This window comes from Acinetobacter sp. YH12041 (assembly GCF_013419975.1).
Taxonomy (GTDB): Bacteria; Pseudomonadota; Gammaproteobacteria; order Pseudomonadales; family Moraxellaceae; genus Acinetobacter.
In genome coordinates, this window is record NZ_VOZC01000034.1 from 1 (window position 1) to 20,995 (window position 20,995).

General features: G+C 42.0%; 18 protein-coding genes and 1 pseudogene. 13 read left to right on the forward strand and 6 right to left on the reverse strand.

Translation table 11 applies throughout. The features are described from left to right. From FTU00_RS14880 to FTU00_RS14900, 5 genes and pseudogenes are all read left to right on the forward strand, one after another. A pseudogene (locus FTU00_RS14880) lies at positions 1-105 on the forward strand (IS982 family transposase); the annotation flags it as partial. Positions 106-367: 262 nt separating this feature from the next. After that, positions 368-2,356 carry a transketolase gene (gene tkt / locus FTU00_RS14885; protein ID WP_180179961.1) on the forward strand — a complete coding sequence of 663 codons (1,989 nt, stop codon included), beginning with the start codon at positions 368-370 and terminating at the stop codon, positions 2,354-2,356. Between the two features lie 135 nt (positions 2,357-2,491). Then, on the forward strand, positions 2,492-2,707 hold the full coding sequence (locus FTU00_RS14890; protein WP_004786275.1) for a hypothetical protein: 216 nt from the start codon (positions 2,492-2,494) through the stop codon (positions 2,705-2,707). A 183-nt stretch (positions 2,708-2,890) separates the two neighbouring features. Beyond that, positions 2,891-3,346: a GNAT family N-acetyltransferase gene (locus FTU00_RS14895; protein WP_180179962.1), complete on the forward strand. Its 456-nt coding sequence runs from the start codon at positions 2,891-2,893 to the stop codon at positions 3,344-3,346. A gap of 127 nt (positions 3,347-3,473) precedes the next feature. Continuing rightward, positions 3,474-4,067 (forward strand): YceI family protein, encoded by a 594-nt coding sequence (locus FTU00_RS14900; protein WP_180179963.1) that lies wholly within the window; start codon positions 3,474-3,476, stop codon positions 4,065-4,067. Between the two features lie 179 nt (positions 4,068-4,246). Here FTU00_RS14900 and FTU00_RS14905 read toward each other — a convergent pair whose 3' ends face one another. Next, entirely contained in the window at positions 4,247-4,966 is a 720-nt protein-coding gene (locus FTU00_RS14905) for a glutamine amidotransferase (protein WP_180179964.1), read from the reverse strand. Positions 4,967-5,191: 225 nt separating this feature from the next. On the opposite strand from FTU00_RS14905, the gene yfcF reads away from it, so the two are divergent. Both yfcF and FTU00_RS14915 read left to right on the forward strand, forming a co-directional pair. Then, positions 5,192-5,839, forward strand: coding sequence for a glutathione transferase (gene yfcF, locus FTU00_RS14910; RefSeq protein WP_180179965.1), 648 nt, complete (start codon positions 5,192-5,194; stop codon positions 5,837-5,839). A gap of 199 nt (positions 5,840-6,038) precedes the next feature. After that, positions 6,039-6,980: a cation diffusion facilitator family transporter gene (locus FTU00_RS14915; RefSeq protein WP_180179966.1), complete on the forward strand. Its 942-nt coding sequence runs from the start codon at positions 6,039-6,041 to the stop codon at positions 6,978-6,980. 55 nt (positions 6,981-7,035) lie between these two features. Here FTU00_RS14915 and FTU00_RS14920 read toward each other — a convergent pair whose 3' ends face one another. From FTU00_RS14920 to FTU00_RS14940, 5 genes are all read right to left on the reverse strand, one after another. Continuing rightward, complete coding sequence (locus tag FTU00_RS14920) at positions 7,036-8,013, reverse strand: fatty acid desaturase family protein (RefSeq protein WP_180179967.1); 978 nt, start codon at positions 8,011-8,013, stop codon at positions 7,036-7,038. Between the two features lie 94 nt (positions 8,014-8,107). Then, entirely contained in the window at positions 8,108-8,896 is a 789-nt protein-coding gene (locus FTU00_RS14925) for a PaaX family transcriptional regulator C-terminal domain-containing protein (RefSeq protein ID WP_180179968.1), read from the reverse strand. Positions 8,897-9,283: 387 nt separating this feature from the next. Then, complete coding sequence (locus FTU00_RS14930; RefSeq protein ID WP_180179969.1) at positions 9,284-10,996, reverse strand: electron transfer flavoprotein-ubiquinone oxidoreductase; 1,713 nt, start codon at positions 10,994-10,996, stop codon at positions 9,284-9,286. A gap of 114 nt (positions 10,997-11,110) precedes the next feature. After that, the gene (locus FTU00_RS14935) at positions 11,111-12,352 is read right to left on the reverse strand and encodes an MFS transporter (protein WP_125279311.1); all 1,242 of its coding nucleotides are present in this window, start codon (positions 12,350-12,352) and stop codon (positions 11,111-11,113) included. A 57-nt stretch (positions 12,353-12,409) separates the two neighbouring features. Continuing rightward, a complete protein-coding gene (locus FTU00_RS14940) occupies positions 12,410-13,564 on the reverse strand; it encodes an acyl-CoA dehydrogenase family protein (RefSeq protein ID WP_166135179.1) in 1,155 nt (384 codons plus the stop codon). A 307-nt stretch (positions 13,565-13,871) separates the two neighbouring features. Between FTU00_RS14940 and FTU00_RS14945 the strand changes: the two genes are divergently transcribed. From FTU00_RS14945 to FTU00_RS14970, 6 genes are all read left to right on the forward strand, one after another. Continuing rightward, positions 13,872-14,651, forward strand: coding sequence for an enoyl-CoA hydratase (locus FTU00_RS14945; RefSeq protein ID WP_180013092.1), 780 nt, complete (start codon positions 13,872-13,874; stop codon positions 14,649-14,651). 3 nt (positions 14,652-14,654) lie between these two features. After that, positions 14,655-16,172 (forward strand): 3-hydroxyacyl-CoA dehydrogenase, encoded by a 1,518-nt coding sequence (locus FTU00_RS14950; RefSeq protein WP_180179970.1) that lies wholly within the window; start codon positions 14,655-14,657, stop codon positions 16,170-16,172. A 12-nt stretch (positions 16,173-16,184) separates the two neighbouring features. Next, positions 16,185-17,387: a 3-oxoadipyl-CoA thiolase gene (locus FTU00_RS14955; protein ID WP_180179971.1), complete on the forward strand. Its 1,203-nt coding sequence runs from the start codon at positions 16,185-16,187 to the stop codon at positions 17,385-17,387. A 15-nt stretch (positions 17,388-17,402) separates the two neighbouring features. Further along, on the forward strand, positions 17,403-18,620 hold the full coding sequence (locus FTU00_RS14960; RefSeq protein WP_180179972.1) for a CaiB/BaiF CoA-transferase family protein: 1,218 nt from the start codon (positions 17,403-17,405) through the stop codon (positions 18,618-18,620). 130 nt (positions 18,621-18,750) lie between these two features. Further along, positions 18,751-19,602: an IclR family transcriptional regulator gene (locus FTU00_RS14965; RefSeq protein ID WP_078389771.1), complete on the forward strand. Its 852-nt coding sequence runs from the start codon at positions 18,751-18,753 to the stop codon at positions 19,600-19,602. Positions 19,603-20,278: 676 nt separating this feature from the next. Next, a partial coding sequence (locus FTU00_RS14970) for a BapA prefix-like domain-containing protein (protein ID WP_180179973.1) occupies positions 20,279-20,995 on the forward strand: 717 nt, incomplete at its 3' end.

A 20,995-nucleotide genomic window follows, 5' to 3' on the forward strand; every position in this document is an offset into this window, starting at 1 on the left:
CGTAGTGTTCATGGATTTCTAGGAGGGATTTACGCGTCCTTGTGTGCATATCAACTGATCCATAAAAATAAGCCAACAATTCAAATTATGAAGTCATCGGCTTAAGCAGGATTCGGGTTAATTTATAAAAAATAGTTAAGAATAATCCCAGATTTATCATCTTATTAGAATTTAACTTAGACTCTAGTCAATCAATGCACCTTAAAAGTGCAGAATATTTATCCGATAGGTAAATACAAGATCAATAAATTGATAAATATTGTAGGCTAGTCTTTACCCCTCGCTGTTTTTTTAAGACAATAGACGGCAGTTTTGAAAGTCTTTTCATCATTTCCTATTTCTTCTGAATTTATTTGGACGCTGATTTATGACAACCCCGCTTAATGAACGTCGTATTGCAAACGCAATTCGTGTATTGGCAATGGATGCTGTGCAAAAAGCAAACTCAGGACATCCAGGTGCTCCAATGGGGATGGCAGATATCGCTGATGTGGTTTGGCGCGAATTCTTAAACCATAACCCAACAAATCCGAATTGGGCTAACCGTGACCGTTTCGTATTGTCGAATGGCCATGGCTCTATGCTTCAATACGCACTTCTTCATTTAACGGGCTATGATCTTTCAATTGAAGATCTTAAAGCATTCCGTCAACTTCATTCTAAAACTCCAGGTCACCCAGAATTGGGCTATGCACCGGGTATTGAAACAACCACTGGCCCATTAGGCCAAGGTATCGCAAATGCTGTTGGTTTTGCACTGGCTGAAAAAACTTTAGCAGCGCAATTCAACAAGGAAGATATCAAAGTTGTAGATCACTACACTTACTGCTTCCTGGGCGATGGCTGCTTGATGGAAGGTGTTTCTCACGAAGCATGTTCTTTGGCAGGTACTTTAGGTCTGGGCAAGCTGATTGCTTACTATGATGACAACGGTATTTCAATTGACGGTGAAGTTGAAGGTTGGTTCTCTGACGATACAGAACAACGCTTCAAGTCTTATGGCTGGCAAGTGATCAAAGTTGACGGTCATGATGCTGATGCAATCCGTCAAGCGACTGTTGAAGCAAAAGCTGAAGCGAATAAACCAACCATCATCATGTGTAAAACAGTGATCGGTTTAGGTTCACCAAACAAACAGGGTAAAGAAGACTGTCACGGTGCTCCTTTGGGTAATGACGAAATCGTACTGACTCGTGAAGCGCTTGGCTGGTCAGACGAAGCATTTGTCATTCCTGAGGATGTATACGCAGCTTGGGATGCCAAAGAAAAAGGTTCACAAGCTGAAGCAGCATGGAATGAAACTTTTGCCGCTTATGCAGCAAAATATCCAACAGAAGCAGCTGAATTAAAACGCCGTCTTTCTGGTGATCTTCCAGCTGACTTCGTTGCAAAAGCAGATGCTTACATCGCTGAAGTAAATGCGAAAGAAGAAACCATTGCGACACGTAAAGCGAGCCAAAATACGTTACAAGCCCTTGTGCCTTCACTACCAGAAGTACTGGGTGGTTCTGCTGACCTTGCAGGTTCTAACCTGACACTTTGGAAAGGTGCACAAGGCGTACAGGACAATCCAGCAGGTAACTATGTTCATTACGGCGTACGTGAATTTGGTATGACTGCGATTGCCAATGGTGTAGCATTGCATGGCGGTTTCATTCCTTATGTAGCAACATTCCTGATGTTTATGGAATATGCACGTAATGCAGTACGTATGTCTGCGCTGATGAAACAACGTGTGATTCATGTCTACACTCACGATTCAATCGGTCTGGGTGAAGATGGTCCTACACACCAGCCAATCGAACAAATCGCATCTTTACGTGGTACACCAAACCTGAATACATGGCGTCCATGTGACACCGTTGAAGCAGCGATTTCCTGGAAATCTGCTTTGATGCGTTCAGAAGGTCCAACAGCGTTGATCTTCTCTCGTCAAAACCTGCCATTCCAAACGCGTACTCAAGCACAAATTGAGAATGTAGCGAAAGGTGGTTATGTTCTGGCTGAAGAAAAAGGCGAATTGAAAGCGATCATCATTGCGACTGGGTCTGAAGTTTCTCTTGCAATGGAAGCTTATGCACAGCTTGAAGGTGTACGTGTAGTTTCTATGCCATGTGCTGAAGAGTTCGTGAAACAGGATGCTGCGTATCGCGAAGCGGTTCTTCCTTCAAATATTCGTGCACGTGTAGCAGTTGAAGCTGCACATGTGGATTACTGGTGGAAATTTGTAGGTCTGGATGGACGTGTGATCGGCATGACCACTTATGGCGAATCTGCACCTGCTAAAGACCTGTTTAAACACTTCGGTATCACAACTGAAGCTGTTGTAGCAGCTGTAAAAGAGATTACTGCTTAATCAACTGATTAAGTCATTTTTTAAGGGCGCCCCAGTTTTGGGGCGTCTTTTGTTTTTCCGCTTTCTAGCCTTGTTTTCATGTGGCAACCGCTAAAAAGTGTTCTCCCATAATTGAAATGAAAGAGTGAGATAAACATGAGCTTGTATGAACAAATTAGTGATGAAATTACTTTAATGGATGCAGGCGAGCAGAAATGGATCGGGCAGGATCTACCCCTTGAAGCAATGGTTGCGGTTGAGCTATTACTTCAGGAAATGGCTGAAGAAAAAATCATTAAAGTACGTCGCAAGAACCATGAAAAGCATTCTGGTTTGAAACAGGTGGATCGTATTCTGGTTGAAAAACTTTAATAGAAAATACTAAAAGCCCCTGAGCGGGGCTTTTTTTATGTCGGATGATTTTCATCTGGCAGTTGCTTACGAACATTAGATAAGATAAATCTAAGTTTGTGTCATTATAAAAACTTAATGACTTATATCGTAAATAATTGACTTAAGGATAATTAAATACATAAACCAAAGAAGTTACTCAATATGGAAATATCATCCCAGATCCAGATCAAATCTTTAGAGCAAATATCACAGCCGGAATGGCTGTTTTTATGGAAAGGCTATCAAACTTTTTATGAGGTGCAAATTTTAGAAGAAATTAATGAAAATACCTGGGCCAAGCTCACTAGTCCTGGACAGGACAGTATGTATGGTTTTGCTGCACTGATTGATGGAAAAGTAGTCGGACTAGTTCATGTGGTTGAGCATGACAGTAGCTGGACCATGCGTCCTTATGCCTATTTACAGGATATATTTGTTCATCCGGATTATCGCGGGCAGGGCGTAGCACGTGCACTGATTCAACATGTCTATGACGTAGCACAACAGCGTAATTGTGATCGGGTGTATTGGCTGACCCATGAATCAAACCATAAAGCCAGATTGCTCTATGATAAAGTGGCCAAAGAAACCGGATTTGTCCAGTATCGTATGTCTTAAATACTTATATTTACACCAGAATTTACAATTTTATCGTTTCATAGTTGCAACAAAACGTTTTATCTTTAGGGATGTAAACGGTTCAAGATTCTATAAACTGAAGTTAATTCAGACGAGAGATAACAACATGAATTTGAAAACATTAACTTTAGGCTTGGTAGCCGCATCTGTTGCAACTTTCAGCTTTGCAAAACCGGTGACTTATACAATTGATCCGAGTCACACTGCGACGGTATTTAGCTGGAACCATTTTGGTTTTTCTACGCCATCAGGCAATTTCTCTGATATTCAGGGTAAAATTGTGGTCGACAATGAACAGCCAGCCAAATCTTCTGTAGATGTGACCATTCCAGTCTCTAGTATTAATACTAATGTGACTGCACTGGATGACCATTTAAAGAAAGAAGATTTCTTTGATGCAGCCAAATATCCAAATATTACCTTCAAAAGTACTAAGGTAGAAACCAAGGACAAAAAGAACTTCAAGATTACCGGTAATTTAACCGTTAAAGGCGTGACCAAGCCAGTGGTATTGGATGCGGTGTTAAATAAACAGGGTGAACATCCGATGGCAAAAGTTCCGGCAATTGGTTTTAATGCCACAACATCATTTGACCGTTCTGCATTCGGCTTAGGCGCGAATGTTCCGCATGTGAGTGACAAGATTACTGTTCAGATCACTACGGAAGCGACCATTCCTACAGAACCTGCAAAGAAATAAGATTTATTTCCATTCTGCATAAAAATAAAAAAGCACCTTTATAAAGGTGCTTTTTTATTGGGCCAATAGATGAATTATGAAACAGAATCGGCATCTATCTAAACTAAAAAATCTTAGCTATGATTCCATTAATCTATTTTGCAAACTTTTAATCATAAATATTTATCCAGTACCTTTGCTCAAGATACTATTTTTAACTGAGTCAGATATTGCTCTAGGACAGCTTTAGAAGTGCCTTCCAGTACAGGTGCAAATTGAAGATTGGCTGCCCGAAGAACTGGGATATTAATTTTAGCTTGACGTAATTCAGAGGTATGACCAACTAGCCATTTTTCCAAGCTATCGCCAGCGACTTCAGGATGAAATTGCAGAGCCAGAATATTTGATCCTATCCGGAAAGCCTGATTTGGATAGAGATTGGAACTGGCTAATAATTCAGCCTGTTTAGGCAGATCAAAAGTATCGCCATGCCAATGTAGCACTTCAATATTTTCCAAGGCTTGTAGTGGATTATTCTCAGTGGCTGGAAGAGTAAGTTTAGACCAGCCAATTTCTTTGCTATGTCCTGCATAGACTTTAGCACCGAGTGCATGAGCCATGAGTTGAGCACCCAGACAAATACCTAAAGTGGGTAAATTCTTTTCTAAACGCACTTTAAGTAAGTCTATTTCTTGTTGTAAGAAAGGGTAGTCCTCCGTTTCATAAACACCAATTGGACCCCCTAAAATAATTGTCAGACCTGTATATTCATAAGCTTTACGCAGGTCATCAATACCGGCTTCAAAATAGCGAACACGTAATTCCAGCTGATAAAACACATCTTCCCAGGCACCTAGGTCTTCAAAAGCCAGATGTTGAATGGCATATACGGTATCGGGGAAGTGGTCAAGGTTCAGCATAGCAGTCAGGTCTAAATGGAAAATATTTATTTAACGTTATTCTGCAAAAAAATAGAAGTCTTTTTAATCCGCTGATTTAGCGTTATGTAGGTGATTCATCCGAATCGGCAACTCTCTGTAAGCCTATGACTCCGCTTTGTATCAATATGCAGCGATATTGTCCTTTTCTATAAAAATGGCGTTAGAGTAGAAAGCAGTGGATAATCATAAGAGGCAGGATAAAAAATGCACAATATCTGCTTATATGTCGATAAAAAACGTATCAGTCCTTATACCATGTCGGTTTATGTGGCTCTAAAAGAGAAAGGACTCAACTTTCAGGAAAAAATGATCGATCTGGATCTGCTGGAACAGCAATCTTTGGCTTATCGTAAAATTTGTCCGAGTGGCAAAGTCCCTTGTCTGATCATTGATGATTTTCATTTATTTGAATCTTGGGCGATTACCGAATACCTGGAAGATGCTTTTCCGGCACCGGATTATCCTGCTTTATATCCTGCAGAGATGAAAGCCAGAGCAAAATGTCGCGCCGTTCAGGCTTTGATTAAAACTGATTTTTCCTCTATCCGGCAGGATATGCTTTCAACTTCGATCTTTGTTCCACCTAAAAGGCCTTTAATCGCATCGGCTGAAACCATGCAGGATATTCAGCGCTTACTGGCAATCACAGAAACTTTAGTTGAAGAGCTTTGGCTCACCGAACAATGGTCAATTGCAGACTTTGATCTAGCCTTTATGCTGCATCGCCTGCTTAGTCACGATGTTGAGCTTCCCGAAAAAATTCAGGCTTATATCCAGCGTAATTTTCAGCGATCTTCAGTGCAGTCCTGGATTTTGGAAAATGAAAAATTGAGGACTCATGCTGAGTTTTGATTCTATGTCCGGTATAGAGAGGTCAATTTAATAATTTAAGTACTAAGTTTGCTTAATGAATAGACATGGATATTTTAAAAGAGAGCCAAGTTATACAAAAAATTGCTTAAATATCAGCAGAGCAAGCGTAGTATAGAAAGTATAGGTAATAAGAAGTAGCTAAAACTTAGAATCAGATTCAAATGAAAAGGAGTATAAGGTGGGTGGATCACATCATCATGATCATAGTCATGTAGAAGTTAGTGCCAAGAATGCCAAAAAACTGTCCATCGCCTTAGCCCTAACGACAGCCTTTTTAATTGTAGAAGTTATTGCCGGTTTTATGACTCAGAGTCTGGCCTTGCTTTCTGATGCAGCACATATGTTTACTGATGCCGCTGCACTGGCGATTGCACTGGCTGCGATTAAGATCGGGCAAAAACCCGCAGATGATAAACGTACCTTTGGCTACCAGCGATTTGAAATTCTGGCAGCTTTGTTTAATGCGATTATGCTATTTCTGGTGGCGATGTATATCTTGTTCGAAGCTTACCAGCGCCTGAGCCATCCCCCTGAAATTGAAAGTCTGGGCATGTTGATTGTCGCTATACTTGGACTGGCCATTAACCTGATCTCCATGAAAATTCTGGTTTCTAGCAGTCAGGAAAGCTTGAATATTAAAGGGGCTTATCTGGAAGTACTGAGTGATGCACTGGGTTCGGTGGGTGTCATTATTGGCGCAATCATCATCTATTTCAGCGGCTGGATGTGGATCGATACCGTGATTGCAGTCATGATCGGATTCTGGGTCATTCCACGGACATGGATTTTATTGAAACAGAGCATCAATATTCTGCTGGAAGGAGTTCCCGATGAAATCGATATTGAAAAACTGCGCCATGACCTACTGGCGCTAGACGGTGTTGAAGATATTCATCAGCTAAAAGTCTGGGCGATTACTTCCAAGAAAGTCATACTGACCGTGCATCTGGTTGCGCCAGAAGTTGACTATAAAAAGTTGCATCAGGAGGCATTCGAGATGTTGCACCATGAACATCACATTACTGAGATGACATTGCAAATTGAAGCAGAAGATTGTCCCCCAGAACAGCATCGGCAATCAGCCCATTTGCATGAGCATAAGGAAAGCCATCAACATTAAGTTTGAGAAATTTTGCTATCACCCATAATGTATTTTTAAACTTCGATCTTTTATTTTAGCCTTTTAATAGTGACACAATTACATCTTTATAACTCGGTGGTGCTTTCACGTAATCGCGCTCTCGCAACATCTGATGCATTTTGGGCAGATTTTGATGTGGAACAGAGGCCATTAAATGATGTTCAATATGATAATTTACATGAATCGGTGCAACGAAAGCACGCGCTAGCCATCCTGCACGGGTGGTACGGGTATTAGTTAAAGCAGAATGGCTAGTTTCCAGACCAGCATGCTCAGCCATTGCCCGGATACGAATAAAGAGTGGGAAAGGAGTGATATAAGCTAACGGCCACAATAAATAAAGTTTCGGATGACCGCTGGCCCAAAGTGCAGAAAATAGGGCAGCATTAGAAATCAGCATGCCCGAGCTATTTTTTAACAGATTCTTTGCCAGTTCCAAGTTACTGCGATTACCACGAGGAATTGGTTTCGGATCATTGGAAACACTCCATTCCAGAAGTTCTAAATCCATCAAGACTCGGCCAGCCAGAAATTTCAGGCCAGATTGACCATTTAGATCTCTAAAGAATTTTCTGAATAATGATTGTTTAGTAATTGGAAAGTTTTTGACCAGACCTAAATCTGGATCATCAGGTTGAGAGGTGCGGGCATGATGTTTCAAATGATATGGTCGATATTTGCCGACCTCATTCCAGATCGGACGGGCGCATAGCCAGTCAGTGAAGTGTGTGTTTAGCCACTTGGTTTTAAACAAACTATGGTGTGAGGCGTCGTGCATCAAAATGGCCATAGCGAGTTGGCGACCCGCCAGAATGGCTAATGCCAAGGCACACATCAATATTTTTCCCCAGACTGGTAAATATTCCCAGCTATAAGCAATTGTGCCAAAGGTCAAAACAATCACAGCCCAAGTTGAGCCCACTGCCAGAGCCCCCTGTAAGTCGGATGGGGTGGTCAGCTCCCTGATTTCTTCACGGCTAAATAGCTCTGTGACACTCACTTTACTGTTCATTATTCTGCCTTGATCTAGTTCTTGTATTTCTTGTCACTATATTTGAATTAAAATATTACAGTCAATTTATTTTTGTGAGTGTATAGGAAATAAATTATACGCCTTGCTGCTGAAAATATTGCTGCCATAACTGCTGGCCTTGTTCTTCCATACGCCGTACAGCCAGTTCAAATTTTTGTCGGGCTGGAGCGTCTAGCCATTCTTCAGGCAATAGCGGATCTGCACGCAGACTAAATACAGCAGATTTTGCCAGATAAAAGGCAGTTTTAGCTGATTCAGCCAAGGATAACTGTTGATGGTTTTCAAACCATTGTTCAATTTCCTGACTGATATTCAAATAAGTTTGATGCAGGCCATGAATATCCCAAAGTGCAGATACATGAGTGTGCTGATCGATCTCGCTGACCTGAAAAAATCGTGCGCCTTGATCCAGACCAAACTTGACGGCTGCTGATTTAAGCTCGTTCAAACTGAGTTGTAAATTATCCGGGCGGATAAACACATTCTGTTCCAGCTCCTGAAATCCATAATAACGCAGGGCTTTTTCCCGTTTAGATAAGGCCGTACGATCTACTCGTCCCAACGCACCGGTATAAACCAGAATGTATTTGCCATCCCAAGCCGTAGCGGTCTGCATATTGGGATGTTTGTTCAGGCTGATAAAAGAAGTATCAAATTTTTTTTCAATTAACTGATAAATGCCGCGTTCTACTGACTGAATGATCTGCTCCTGATTGAGTCGTGCGACTGCAACCCGCAAGCTGTTGTCAGAGATTCCTAATAAATCTGCTGCACATAACATCTGTTTGATGCTAACAGTAGAGTTATGTGAGGCATAGAGCAGGTCTAGCACCAGATGTCGGGCATTTAGTTTATAAGTCATGAAACTAGATCGTGATTAGAAAATAAGAAATTGGAAACTTTTTGTACAATAGCATTTTGAATAGGAAGAACCAAAGAGGAATACGACTAAAGTGTTTTTATATTCAGGCAATTAATTTTAATTAAAGACAACGTATATGGATAAAAATGACTAGATAAGGTCTTGGTTTTTTACTGGGGCACAATATTTCACAATCAATAAGCTGGTCTAAGCAGCAAGTCAGCGAAAAAGACCTGAATCTGTTTTTATTTTTTTATTCTTGATTATTTTTAATCCCAGCTCCCTAGGGAACTGGGATTACCTAAAAAATTAAAGTGAAGTGTTAGTTATAACTGCTTCAAAATTGGGTATATGAACAAGAAAGAATTCTCATTCACACGAATTACCTTACATATTCGGGTAATTCGGACCACCGCCACCTTCCGGTGTTACCCAGGTGATATTCTGAGATGGATCTTTGATGTCACAGGTCTTGCAGTGTACACAGTTCGCGGCGTTGATCTGGAAGCGTTTCGAACCGTCATCATTTTCCATGATTTCATACACACCTGCCGGGCAGTAACGCTGAGCAGGCTCATCCCATTTTGGCAAGTTGACATCTACTGGAATCGAAGCATCGGTCAGTTTTAAATGCGCAGGCTGGTTTTCTTCATGCACCGTATTCGATACAAACACAGAAGACAGACGGTCAAAGGTTAGCTTACCATCCGGTTTTGGATAGTTCGGCTTGAAGTTCACTGCATCAACCGTTTTTAGCGTGCTGAAGTCAGGAACCAGGTCATGCAGGGTGAATGGCACTTTGAATACGTTCTGGTCGATGAAGTTGAATGCACCACCCATCCATTGACCAAACTTGTGCATTGCCGGGCCAAAGTTACGCGCGCTGTACAGCTCTTCTTTTAACCAGCTGTTGTTGAACTTGTCTGTATAAGCAGTCAGTTCTTTTACAAAGAAGTCTTCACCTTCGGTCACACGCGCAATCGCCAGATCACCGCCTTTTTCTACACCGGCAGCAATCGCTTCAAATACCGCTTCACCGCAGAGCATGCCGGACTTCATGGCAGTGTGTGAGCCTTTGATCTTGGCAAAGTTCAGGAAGCCCGCATCATCACCAATTAAAGATCCACCCGGGAAGGTGAATTTCGGCAGAGAGTTAAAACCACCTTTGGTTACGGCACGCGCACCATAAGAAATACGTTTACCACCTTCCAGATATTGCTTGATCAGTGGATGAGTTTTCCAGCGCTGCATTTCCATGAATGGATACATGTGTGGATTTTCATAAGAAAGATCCACGATCATGCCTAATGTCACCTGGTTGTTTTCAGCATGGTATAACCACCAGCCGCCTGAAGAACCGGTTTCAGATAAAGGCCAGCCGGCACCGTGCATTACCAGACCTGGTTTATGCTTGGCAGGATCGATTTCCCACAGCTCTTTAATGCCGATCCCGTAGTGTTGTGGATCAGCATCTTTATCCAGGTTGAATTTCTGGATCAGGCGTTTACCTAAATGACCGCGGCAGCCTTCAGCAAAGATGGTGTATTTGGCATGCAGCTCATAACCCGGCGCAAAGTTATGCGTCGGTTCGCCATCTTTACCAATACCCATGTCACCAGTCTGGATACCTTTCACCGTACCATCTTCATGATACAGAATTTCTGAAGCAGCAAAGCCCGGGAAGATCGATACTTCCAGTTCTTCGGCTTTCTGGCCTAACCAGCGCACTACATTACCGAGTGAGATGACATAGTTGCCATCATTGTGCATGGTTTTCGGCACCATCCAGTGCGGGGCTTCTTGTGATTTTTCATCTGAAAGAAGGAAGAAAGTTTTATCTTCTGTCACAGGAACATTTAAAGGCGCGCCTTCTTCTTTCCAGTTCGGGAACAGTTCGTTCATGGCACGTGGTTCAAGCACAGCACCTGAAAGAATATGTGCACCGACTTCGGAGCCTTTTTCCACGACACAAACGGACAGATCATTTAAATTGTTTTCAATTGCAAGTTGACGGATCTTGATTGCAGCAGACAGGCCGGCAGGACCCGCACCTACGATCACAACGTCAAACTCCATCGATTCTCTAGAAATATCTTCCATAATAAGAAATCCTGTTTCGCTTAGCGGTATTTTACCACAGTGAAAAAGTTTTTAAATAGAAAGTTGGGAATTGATTATGAAAAAAGCCTCCTAGGAGGCTTTTTCTAAAACGGATTAAGATTTTTGAGGATCGTAGAGTTTTTCTTTGATGAACAGGGCAGGAAGCAGACCACAGATAAAGTATGCAGCACCCATGACCAGGAAGCCAAGACCGATCGAACCGCCTGTTGCCAGATAACCAATCGTAGCTGGGGCAATTGCCGCACCTAAACGACCGACATTATATGCACCACCAATTGCTGTGCCGCGTACGTTGGTTGGGAAGCTTTCAGTCATATAAGTCGCATTCACACCATATGGAATACCATATAGGAAACCGAAGATCACCAATAAGTACAGGATATTGTCTGGTGAGTTATAGAATACGATCAGTGGTAGGAAGATCGCAGTACCAATCGCACCGAAGGCATAAGTAAAACGACGTCCGAATTTATCTGCCATTAAGCCTGCAAGGATTTTACCTAGAATCATCGCGGTATAGGTACCGACCATGTAGGCAGTCATTTCCTTGAACTTCATACCCAGTTCACTTTCAAGGTATGTTGGCATCCAGTTGTTTACGCCATAGTAACCAAACTGAAGGAAACCGGCAGTCAAAGCCCATAAGATAAACATGTTACGGTTTTTCTTATCCTGGAAAATCAGCTTCCAGGTCGACTCAGCAGGTTTGTCAGTCACTTCAACTTTCTTGAAGCGGTTTTCTTGCCATGCCGCTGGTTCTGGTACCAGAATGTGCATCAAAATAGCCAAGGCAATTGGAATCGCAGCTACATAGAACAGCATGCGCCAGCCGTGATCTGGAATTAACCAGCCCGCAAGCAAGGTCGCAACGATATAGCCAACTGTCCAGCCAGCCTGTAATGTACCTAAAACGGTAGTACGATATTTAGTAGGTACGTACTCAGCCATTAAAGTATTCGATGCAATATACAAAGAACCCAAGCCAAGAGAAGCGAAGAAACGTAATGCACCAAATTGAGCAAAGCTTTGGGTAAAACCAAGACCACAAGTCAATGCCGAAAATAAAAGGATTGAGACAACGACGGTACGTACACGACCGAATTTATCACAAGCCCACCCTCCGAATATACCTCCAACTGCCATACCTGCAAGGGTAAAGCTTCCGAGCATCCCAGCTTCCACAGAGGTTAGGCCAAATTCAGCTTTAATACTGTTTAAGCTGTAGGAAAGCAGCATTAAATCCGCACCATCGACCAGCAGGGCGAGGAATGCAAAGATAAATGCGATTTTCCAGGTATTTGGGCCAATTTTTGAAATTGTATTCGTTATAGCCATCATCCATTACCTATAAAAAAGGCCTGATCGCAAGGAGAGTTGATCAGGCCAAACTTGTTACTGAGTCGCCTCGCGAATCATATTGCGAGCAATAATGACTTGCTGGATCTGCGTGGTTCCTTCATAAAGACGGAATAAACGCACATCGCGGTAGAAGCGCTCAATTGCATATTCACTGATGTAGCCCGCGCCACCATGGATTTGCACACCACGGTCAGCGACACGGCCACACATTTCTGTTGCAAACATTTTTGCGCAAGATGCTTCAGTACTTACGTTCTGGCCGGCATCACGACGACGCGCTGCATCAAGCACCATACATTTCGCTGCATAAATTTCAGCTTTAGAATCTGCCAGCATGCCCTGGATCAACTGGAAGTTGGCAATCGCCTGACCGAACTGCTTACGTTCAACGGCATATTGCAATGAATCTTCCAGCATACGGGTTGCAGCACCCACGCTTAGTGCGGCAATGTGGATACGGCCTTTATCCAGAACCTTCATCGCAGTTTTAAAGCCAACGCCTTCTACACCGCCAATCAAAGCTGATGCAGGGATACGGCAGTTTTCAAAGATCACGTCACAGGTATGTGCGCCTTTTTGGCCCATTTTCTTGTCACGTTTACCCAGTGAAATACCTGGCAATTTACTGTCAACGATGAACGCTGAAATAGCTGCAGCACCTTTTAATTCAGGATTGGTACGTGCCATTACTGTGAATACACCCGCATGTGGGGCATTGGTAATGAAACGCTTGGTACCATTCAGAATGTACTCATCACCATCTTTTACAGCAGTAGTTTTCAAAGATGCTGCATCAGAACCAGAATCCGGTTCAGTTAGACAGAAAGAGCCAATAATTTCACCGCTAGCCAGTTTTGGCAGGAAGTGCTGTTTTTGCTCTTCAGTACCGTCGATGATCAGGCCAGATGCGCCGATACCGTTATTCGTACCAATCAATGAGCGGAAAGCAGGGGAAGTACGGCCCAGTTCAAAAGCGATATAGACTTCTTCTTCCATGGTCAGGCCAAGACCGTCATATTCTTCAGGAATGGTTAAACCAAATAAGCCCAACTCTTTCATTTGTTGCACGATCTCTGCAGGAATTTCATCCGTTTCTGCAACAATTTCTTCATTTGGGATTAATACGCCTTCTACAAATTGGCGAATCATATCTACCAACTGGTCTAAGGTTTCCTGATCACGAATCATGTCCTAACTCCGTATCTAGGATTTCGTTCTGTCCACATCTTGTCCAATGTGAATAAAAACTCATCACTAAGCTAAATTTATGCGGATACTAATTAAAATTAAAACAAGGATCAATATATACGAAAGTATATTTCGCTGTGCGATATTTATGTTTTGCTTTAAAATTAGATTTAAATAATTGATTTAATGTGATTAATGCTATTTTTAAGGCGTTATAAAATATTTTTTGTTCAAATTTGAATAGTTTACTTTGAACGAAATTTATGTATATTGTTAATTAAATACCGCTGTGCGAAATGAGAAGATTATGGAAAGCACTGAAATTTTAAAATTGACTGTACAGGAAGATGGCGTCGCGATTGTTCAAATCCATCGCCCGGAAGCACGTAATGCCTTGAACCTGGAATTACGTCAGCAACTCTCTGAAGCATTTCAATACCTTTCAAAATTAGATGCTGTAAAAGCCATTGTTTTGACCGGCGGTGAAAAGGTTTTTGCTGCGGGAGCAGACATTAAAGATTTCACTACTGCAACCACAGCACAAATGTATTTACGCCATACTGAACAGTACTGGCAAAGTATTACTGACTGTCCGAAACCGATTATTGCGGCTGTGAATGGTTATGCACTCGGTGGTGGCTGTGAACTGGCCATGCATGCGGACATCATCATTGCCGGTGAAAGTGCCAAATTTGGTCAGCCTGAAGTGAAACTGGGCTTGATGCCAGGTGCAGGTGGGACACAACGTTTACTGCGCGCGATTGGTAAATATCAAACCATGCTTTGGGTATTGACCGGTAAATTGGTGAAAGCTGCTGAGGCTGAGCGTATGGGCTTGGTTTCTGAAGTCGTGGAAGATGAAAACACCATTACCCATGCGATTGAGATTGCTCAAACGATTGCGTCTTTCTCTCCAATCGCGGTTCAGCAAATTAAAGAAGTGACCAATCTTGGCCAAGATCAATCTTTACAAGGTGCTTTGGCATTGGAACGTAAAGCTTTCCAGATTTTATTTGATACCAAAGATCAGAAAGAAGGCGTGAATGCGTTCTTTGAAAAACGTCCTGCACAATACACTGGAGAATAAGACATGACCATTCAATCTATGGCGCTCATTGGTACTGGTGTAATGGGCATGGGTATCGCGCAAATCGCAGCCCAGGCAGGTCTGGAAGTGCGCTTATTCGATGCCAAAGCAGGTGCGGCAGAAGCAGGTTTGGCTAAACTTAAAGCTACGCTTGAAAAGCTGCAAGCCAAAGGTAAATTTACTGAAGAAGTTCTGAATGCAACTCTGGCACGTTTCAAAATCCTGAATAGCATTGAAGAAGTGGCTGGTGTTGATCTGGTGGTTGAAGCCATCATCGAAAATCTGGACATCAAGCAAGGTTTATTTAAACAGCTGGAAAGTATCGTATCTCCAGAAACCATTCTGGCAACCAATACCTCATCACTTTCAGTGACTGCTATTGCATCCAACCTTGAGCATCAAGGTCGCATGGCTGGATTCCATTTCTTTAATCCAGTGCCCTTGATGAAAATTGTCGAAGTGATTGCTGGCCTAGCAACAGATGAACAGGTCGTTGCAGATCTACTCGAACTGGCACAACATATGGGTCACTTTGGTGTGCGTACCAAAGACACGCCAGGATTCATTGTCAATCACGCGGGTCGTGCTTATGGTACTGAAGCACTAAAAATCCTGGGTGAAGGTGTAGCTTCTGTTTCTGAAATCGACCGTATTCTGCGTGAAGGTGCCGGTTTCCGTATGGGACCACTGGAATTGTTTGACCTGACTGCACTGGATGTTTCTCATCCAGTGATGGAATCGATTTTCAACCAGTATTATCAGGAAGACCGTTATCGTCCAAGCGCTTTAACCCGTCAAATGCTGGCTGGTAAAAAAGTCGGTCGTAAAGTCGGTGAAGGTTTCTATAAGTATCAGGATGGTCAAAAGACTAATGAAGCTCCGGCTCAGATTGCGCCTGAAGTAACTGAATTCAGCCCGGTCTGGATCAAAGCAGATCTTGAACAGGATGCCAGTATCTTGCGTGACTATATCCGTGAGCAAGGTCTGGTTATCGACAGTGCAGAAACTCCGGCAGCTGACAGTCTGATTCTATTGGCCACTTATGGTGAAGACACCACGACTGCAGCGCTTCGTTTTGATGTCGATGCGACTCGTGCAATCAGCATCGATATGCTGACTGATTTTGCCAAGCACCGTACCATCATGCCTTCGATTGCAACTCAAAAAGCCTATATCGACCAGGCACATGCATTGTTTGCTAAAAATGGTCATGGCGTATCGGTAATTGCTGAAAGTATTGGCTTTGTCGCACAGCGCGTATTGGCAATGGTCGTGAATCTGGCTTGTGATATTGCCCAACAACAAATCGCAACTGCAGCCGATATCGATAAAGCAGTAAAACTTGGTCTGGGCTACCCACATGGACCAATTTCATGGGGTGATGTTTTGGGCGCAGAACGTATCCTGTTGATCCTGGAACGTATCCTGACAAATACCGGTGACCAGCGTTACCGTCCAAGTCCATGGGTACAACGCCGTGCCCGTTTAAAACTTTCTCTTCTTCACACTGCAGCAGTTTAAGGAATCAAACTCATGTTAAATGCATATATTTATGATGGATTACGTACGCCATTTGGTCGTCATGCAGGTAGCCTGGCAAAGGTTCGTCCAGATGATCTTGCTGCACATGTGATTAAGGCATTGGTAGAGAAGCATAATTTAGCTGCTGATATTTTTGATGATGTAATTCTGGGTAATACCAATCAGGCGGGTGAAGACAGTCGTAACATTGCACGTCATGCAACGTTATTAGCGGGTCTGGATGTGAAAACGCCAGCACAAACTGTGAACCGTCTATGTGCTTCAGGTTTAGCAGCGGTGATTGATGCAGCTCGTGCGATTACTTGTAATGAAGGGGATATCTTCCTTGCAGGTGGTGTCGAGTCGATGTCTCGTGCACCGTTTGTCTTTGCCAAATCTGAAACACCATTTAGCCGTGATTTTAAAGTATTCGATTCAACCATCGGCGCACGTTTTCCGAACCCTGCCATTGAAAAACAGTTCGGCAATGACACCATGCCGCAAACTGGCGATAATGTAGCAGTAGAATACGGTGTAACCCGTGAAGATGCAGACCAGTTTGCTGCAGCATCACAAGCCAAATATGAAGCAGCTAAACAGGCAGGTTTCTTTGCTGACGAGATCGTGGGTGTTGAAGTGCCTCAAGGCCGTAAATTGCCCCCAAAACTGGTCGATCAAGACGAACATCCACGTCCATCTTCTAACTTGGAAGCGCTACAGAAACTACGTCCACTGTTTGAAGGCGGTGTAGTGACTGCGGGTAATGCGTCAGGTGTAAATGACGGTGCTGCTGCTTTAATTATTGGTTCGGAAGCTGCTCAGGAAAAACTGGGCATCCAGCCAATGGCGAAAATCATTGCTTCAGCAGCTGCGGGTATTGAACCACGTATTATGGGCGCAGGTCCGGTTGATGCGATCAAACTAGCGTTAAAACGAGCCAACTTAACGTTGGATGACATGGATATCATTGAAATCAATGAAGCTTTTGCATCACAAGTTTTAGCTTGTTTGAAAGGTCTGGATGTCGTATTTGATGATGTGCGTGTCAATCCAAATGGCGGTGCGATTGCAGTTGGTCATCCACTTGGTGCTTCAGGTGCTCGTTTAGTGCTCAGCACTGCTCGTGAATTACAGCGCAGCGGCAAAAAATATGCTGTGATTAGTCTGTGTATCGGTGTAGGCCAAGGCCTGGCACTGGTCATTGAACGCGTATAAACAAAGGAAAAACACATGGGTGCATTAGAGGGTATTCGCGTACTGGATTTAAGTCGCGTACTTGCAGGTCCTTGGTGTGGTCAAATCCTCGCGGATTTAGGCGCTGAAGTGATTAAAGTTGAACGTCCTAAAACGGGTGATGATACCCGTATGTGGGGACCGCCTTGGATGAAGAATGACCAAGGTGAAAATACACGTGAAGCGGCATATTACCAGTCAGCTAACCGTAATAAAATGTCAGTTGCGATAGATATTTCAACGCCTGAAGGTCAGGAATTGGTCAAAGCACTAGCTGCAGATTCTGATGTAGTCATCGAAAACTACAAAGCGGGTTCTTTGAAAAAATACGGGCTGGATTATGAAAGCCTAAGCGCAATCAATCCGAAACTGGTGTATTGCTCCATTACTGGCTTTGGTCAGACAGGCCCTCGCGCACCTGAACCAGGTTATGACTTCATTATCCAAGGTATGGGCGGTTTAATGTCTGTCACTGGCGAGAAAGATGACTTACCGGGTGGCGGACCACAAAAAGTCGGTGTGGCTTTTGCGGATTTGACCACAGGTTTGTATTCAACCATTGCCATTCAGGCAGCCTTGCTGAATCGTCATGTCACTGGTCTCGGTCAGCATATTGATATGGCATTGCTGGATGTACAAGTAGCGTTGCTGGCTAACCAAGGGATGAACTACCTGGCTTCAGGTAAAATCCCGGGTCGTTATGGTAATGCGCATGCCAATATTGTCCCTTATCAGGTATTCCGTGCTGCGGATCAGGATTTCATCATCGCTTGTGGTAATGACAAGCAATTTGTTGCCTTGAGCGCTGCAATTGGTTTGCCTGATTTACCACAAGATCCACGTTTTGTGACCAATGCACTGCGTATTCAGCATCGTGTAGAAATCACAGAGCTACTAGCCAAACATTTCTTAAGCAATACTGCGAAGCATTGGGTGCAAGCAATTCACGCAGTGAAAGTTCCGGTAGGCCTGATTAATAACCTTGAGCAAGCTTTCCAAGAGCCGCAAGTGCAAGCGCGTAATATGTTGGTTGAGATCCCACATCCGTTAAAAGAAAAATTAACGGTGATTGGTTCACCAATTAAATTATCGCGTACACCGGTTGAATACCGTAAGGCGCCACCAATGTTAGGTGAGCATACCAACGAGATTCTTTCATGTATCGTGGATGAGGAAAAACTGGAGGCCCTAAAAGCCCAAGGTATTATTGGTTAATAAACAAGAAAACCCATAAGTCCAATAAAGAAGCAACTTAATCAAAGTTGCTTCTTTGCTATATACAAGATAATTATTTATAATTTCGCAATGCGAAACACTTATTATGAATTTGAAGGACGGTGAAGACATGTCTGATGATGTACCTGAAACCGATCAGTCGGAAGAAAAATTAATTGCGCCTTTGCGCCATGAGTTATTGCATCCGATCGAAGATATGCAGGATGAAAATGACCGTCAATTTATTACAGCTTTAGCACGTGGTCTGGAGTTACTGCGCTGCTTTAGTCCAAAACATCAGCATCTGGGCAATCAGGAACTGTCACAGATGACAGGTCTACCTAAACCGACGATTACCCGTTTAACCCATACCTTATCCCGTTTAGGATATTTAAAGCAGGTTCCGAATTCGAGCAAGTTTCAGCTCTCAGTCGGCGTACTGTCTTTTGGTTATTCGATGCTGTCGAATTTATCCTTGCGATCGGTTGCTCATCCATTAATGAAAAATCTGGCGGACTATGCTGAAGCTGCTGTGGCGATGGCAACCCGCGACCGTCTGAATATGATTTATCTGGATGTAGTGCAGGGTAAGGGGAATGTTACCATGCGTCGTCAGGTAGGAACGCATTTACCGATTCATTTAAGCTCTATGGGACGCGCCTGTCTGGCTGCAATGCCAGAAGATGAGCGTGATTTTCTGCTTGATGCGATTCGCCGTAAACATGCTGAAGAATGGCCACAGATCCAAAAAGATCTGGAGAAGTCATTTAAAGACTATCAGGAATATGGTTTCTGCTTTTCAATCGGTGAATGGCATAAGGACGTGAATTCGGTTGCAGTTCCTTTTGTCCATGAACAGCATGGTCTACTGGTGTTTAACTGCGGCGGTCCAAGTTTTCTCCTCAATGAAGAGAAAATCAAAAATGATATTGCACCACGCTTATTACATATGGTGAATAATATTAGAAATGAATTGGGTTAGAATCTTATAGATAGTTAGATATTACTGATTTTTTATTTAAGAGCAGGTTTTGAAGTTAAATATCTGCTCTTAATATTTTTATAGAATATAGTGATTTTATTTTCGAGTCGAATAAGTACTTAATATTAATTTTTAGTGATCAGATTCTATAAATATAGAAATAAAGTATAACAATAAAAAATAGTTTAAGAAAATCTTAAATATTAATTTAAAAATATTAAATAATTTAGGTGTGATCTATTTTAATCAGAGATATCATTCAGAGTGATACTTAATATATTTATTTTAATAAATTAACTGTTTTTCAATGTGAAGTTTACATTAAAAGTAATAAAAATAAATTTTTAGAAATAAATACTTTCCAAATCTAGAAAAGTAAAAAAACATAAATTTTATAAGATTAAATATAATTTATTTGAATGTAATTTTTTAAAAAAACTAAATATTTTAACTTTATGAGTCTTATTAAACTATGTAAAACAATAACTTAATTTTATTTTATATAAAACTATTAATGAATGATTAGCTATTGTTAAAAAAGTGATAGTTAAACCAGAAATGATTATTATTATCTGTAAAATTATATTGTAAAAAAGTAGAGTAATTGCTTGAAAAATGTTTTTAATAAATCTTTAATTAATACCAACTGTTTAAGTAGGTTTTATAGGGGTTTCCTATGCAGGTTCAAGTTATTTCAAAAGCGGGCGGTAATAATCAATTAATAAAAGAGTATCTGGAAAAAATAGAACTCAACAAAGATTCTGTAGTTCTAGTAGATGTAAAAGTCGAAGATATAGAAAAAATAGAATATATAAACAACCAAGCAGTAATCACTTTAAAAAATGGCGAAAAAATATTAGTTGATCAATTTAATCCGGAAAAGAGTTCATTAGTTTTTAGAAATGAACAATCGGAAATGTTCTTATTTAACTTTGATAGTGTTAGTTATAACCCTTTAAATGAACTTGAATCATTACTTTATAAAGGTTCTGAAAATTTCTTTCTTGATCTTTTACCATGGGGGGCGGGTGCAGTGGCAGTTGGTATATTAACTGCTGATAGCTCTGTTAATTCAAAGGGTTATCGTGCTGTAATAAATGAAAACGATAAGGACAATAACGGTCTGTCTGATGCCAAAGAAGCAGCTCTAAAAGATCTGATTACTGGTGCGCTTGATCTGAATCAAGCTGATTACACTGCTGAATCTTGGAAAGCAGTACAGGATGCACTGAAAGAAGCGGTAGGTACTAAACCTGCTGATCAAGATGCTCTTGATAAACTGGTTTCTGAACTTGATTCTGCAATCAAAGGCCTTGAAGACGTTGCTGAACCAGTAGTCGATGAAAACGACAAGGACGGTAACGGTTTAACTGATGAACAAGAAGTAGCTCTA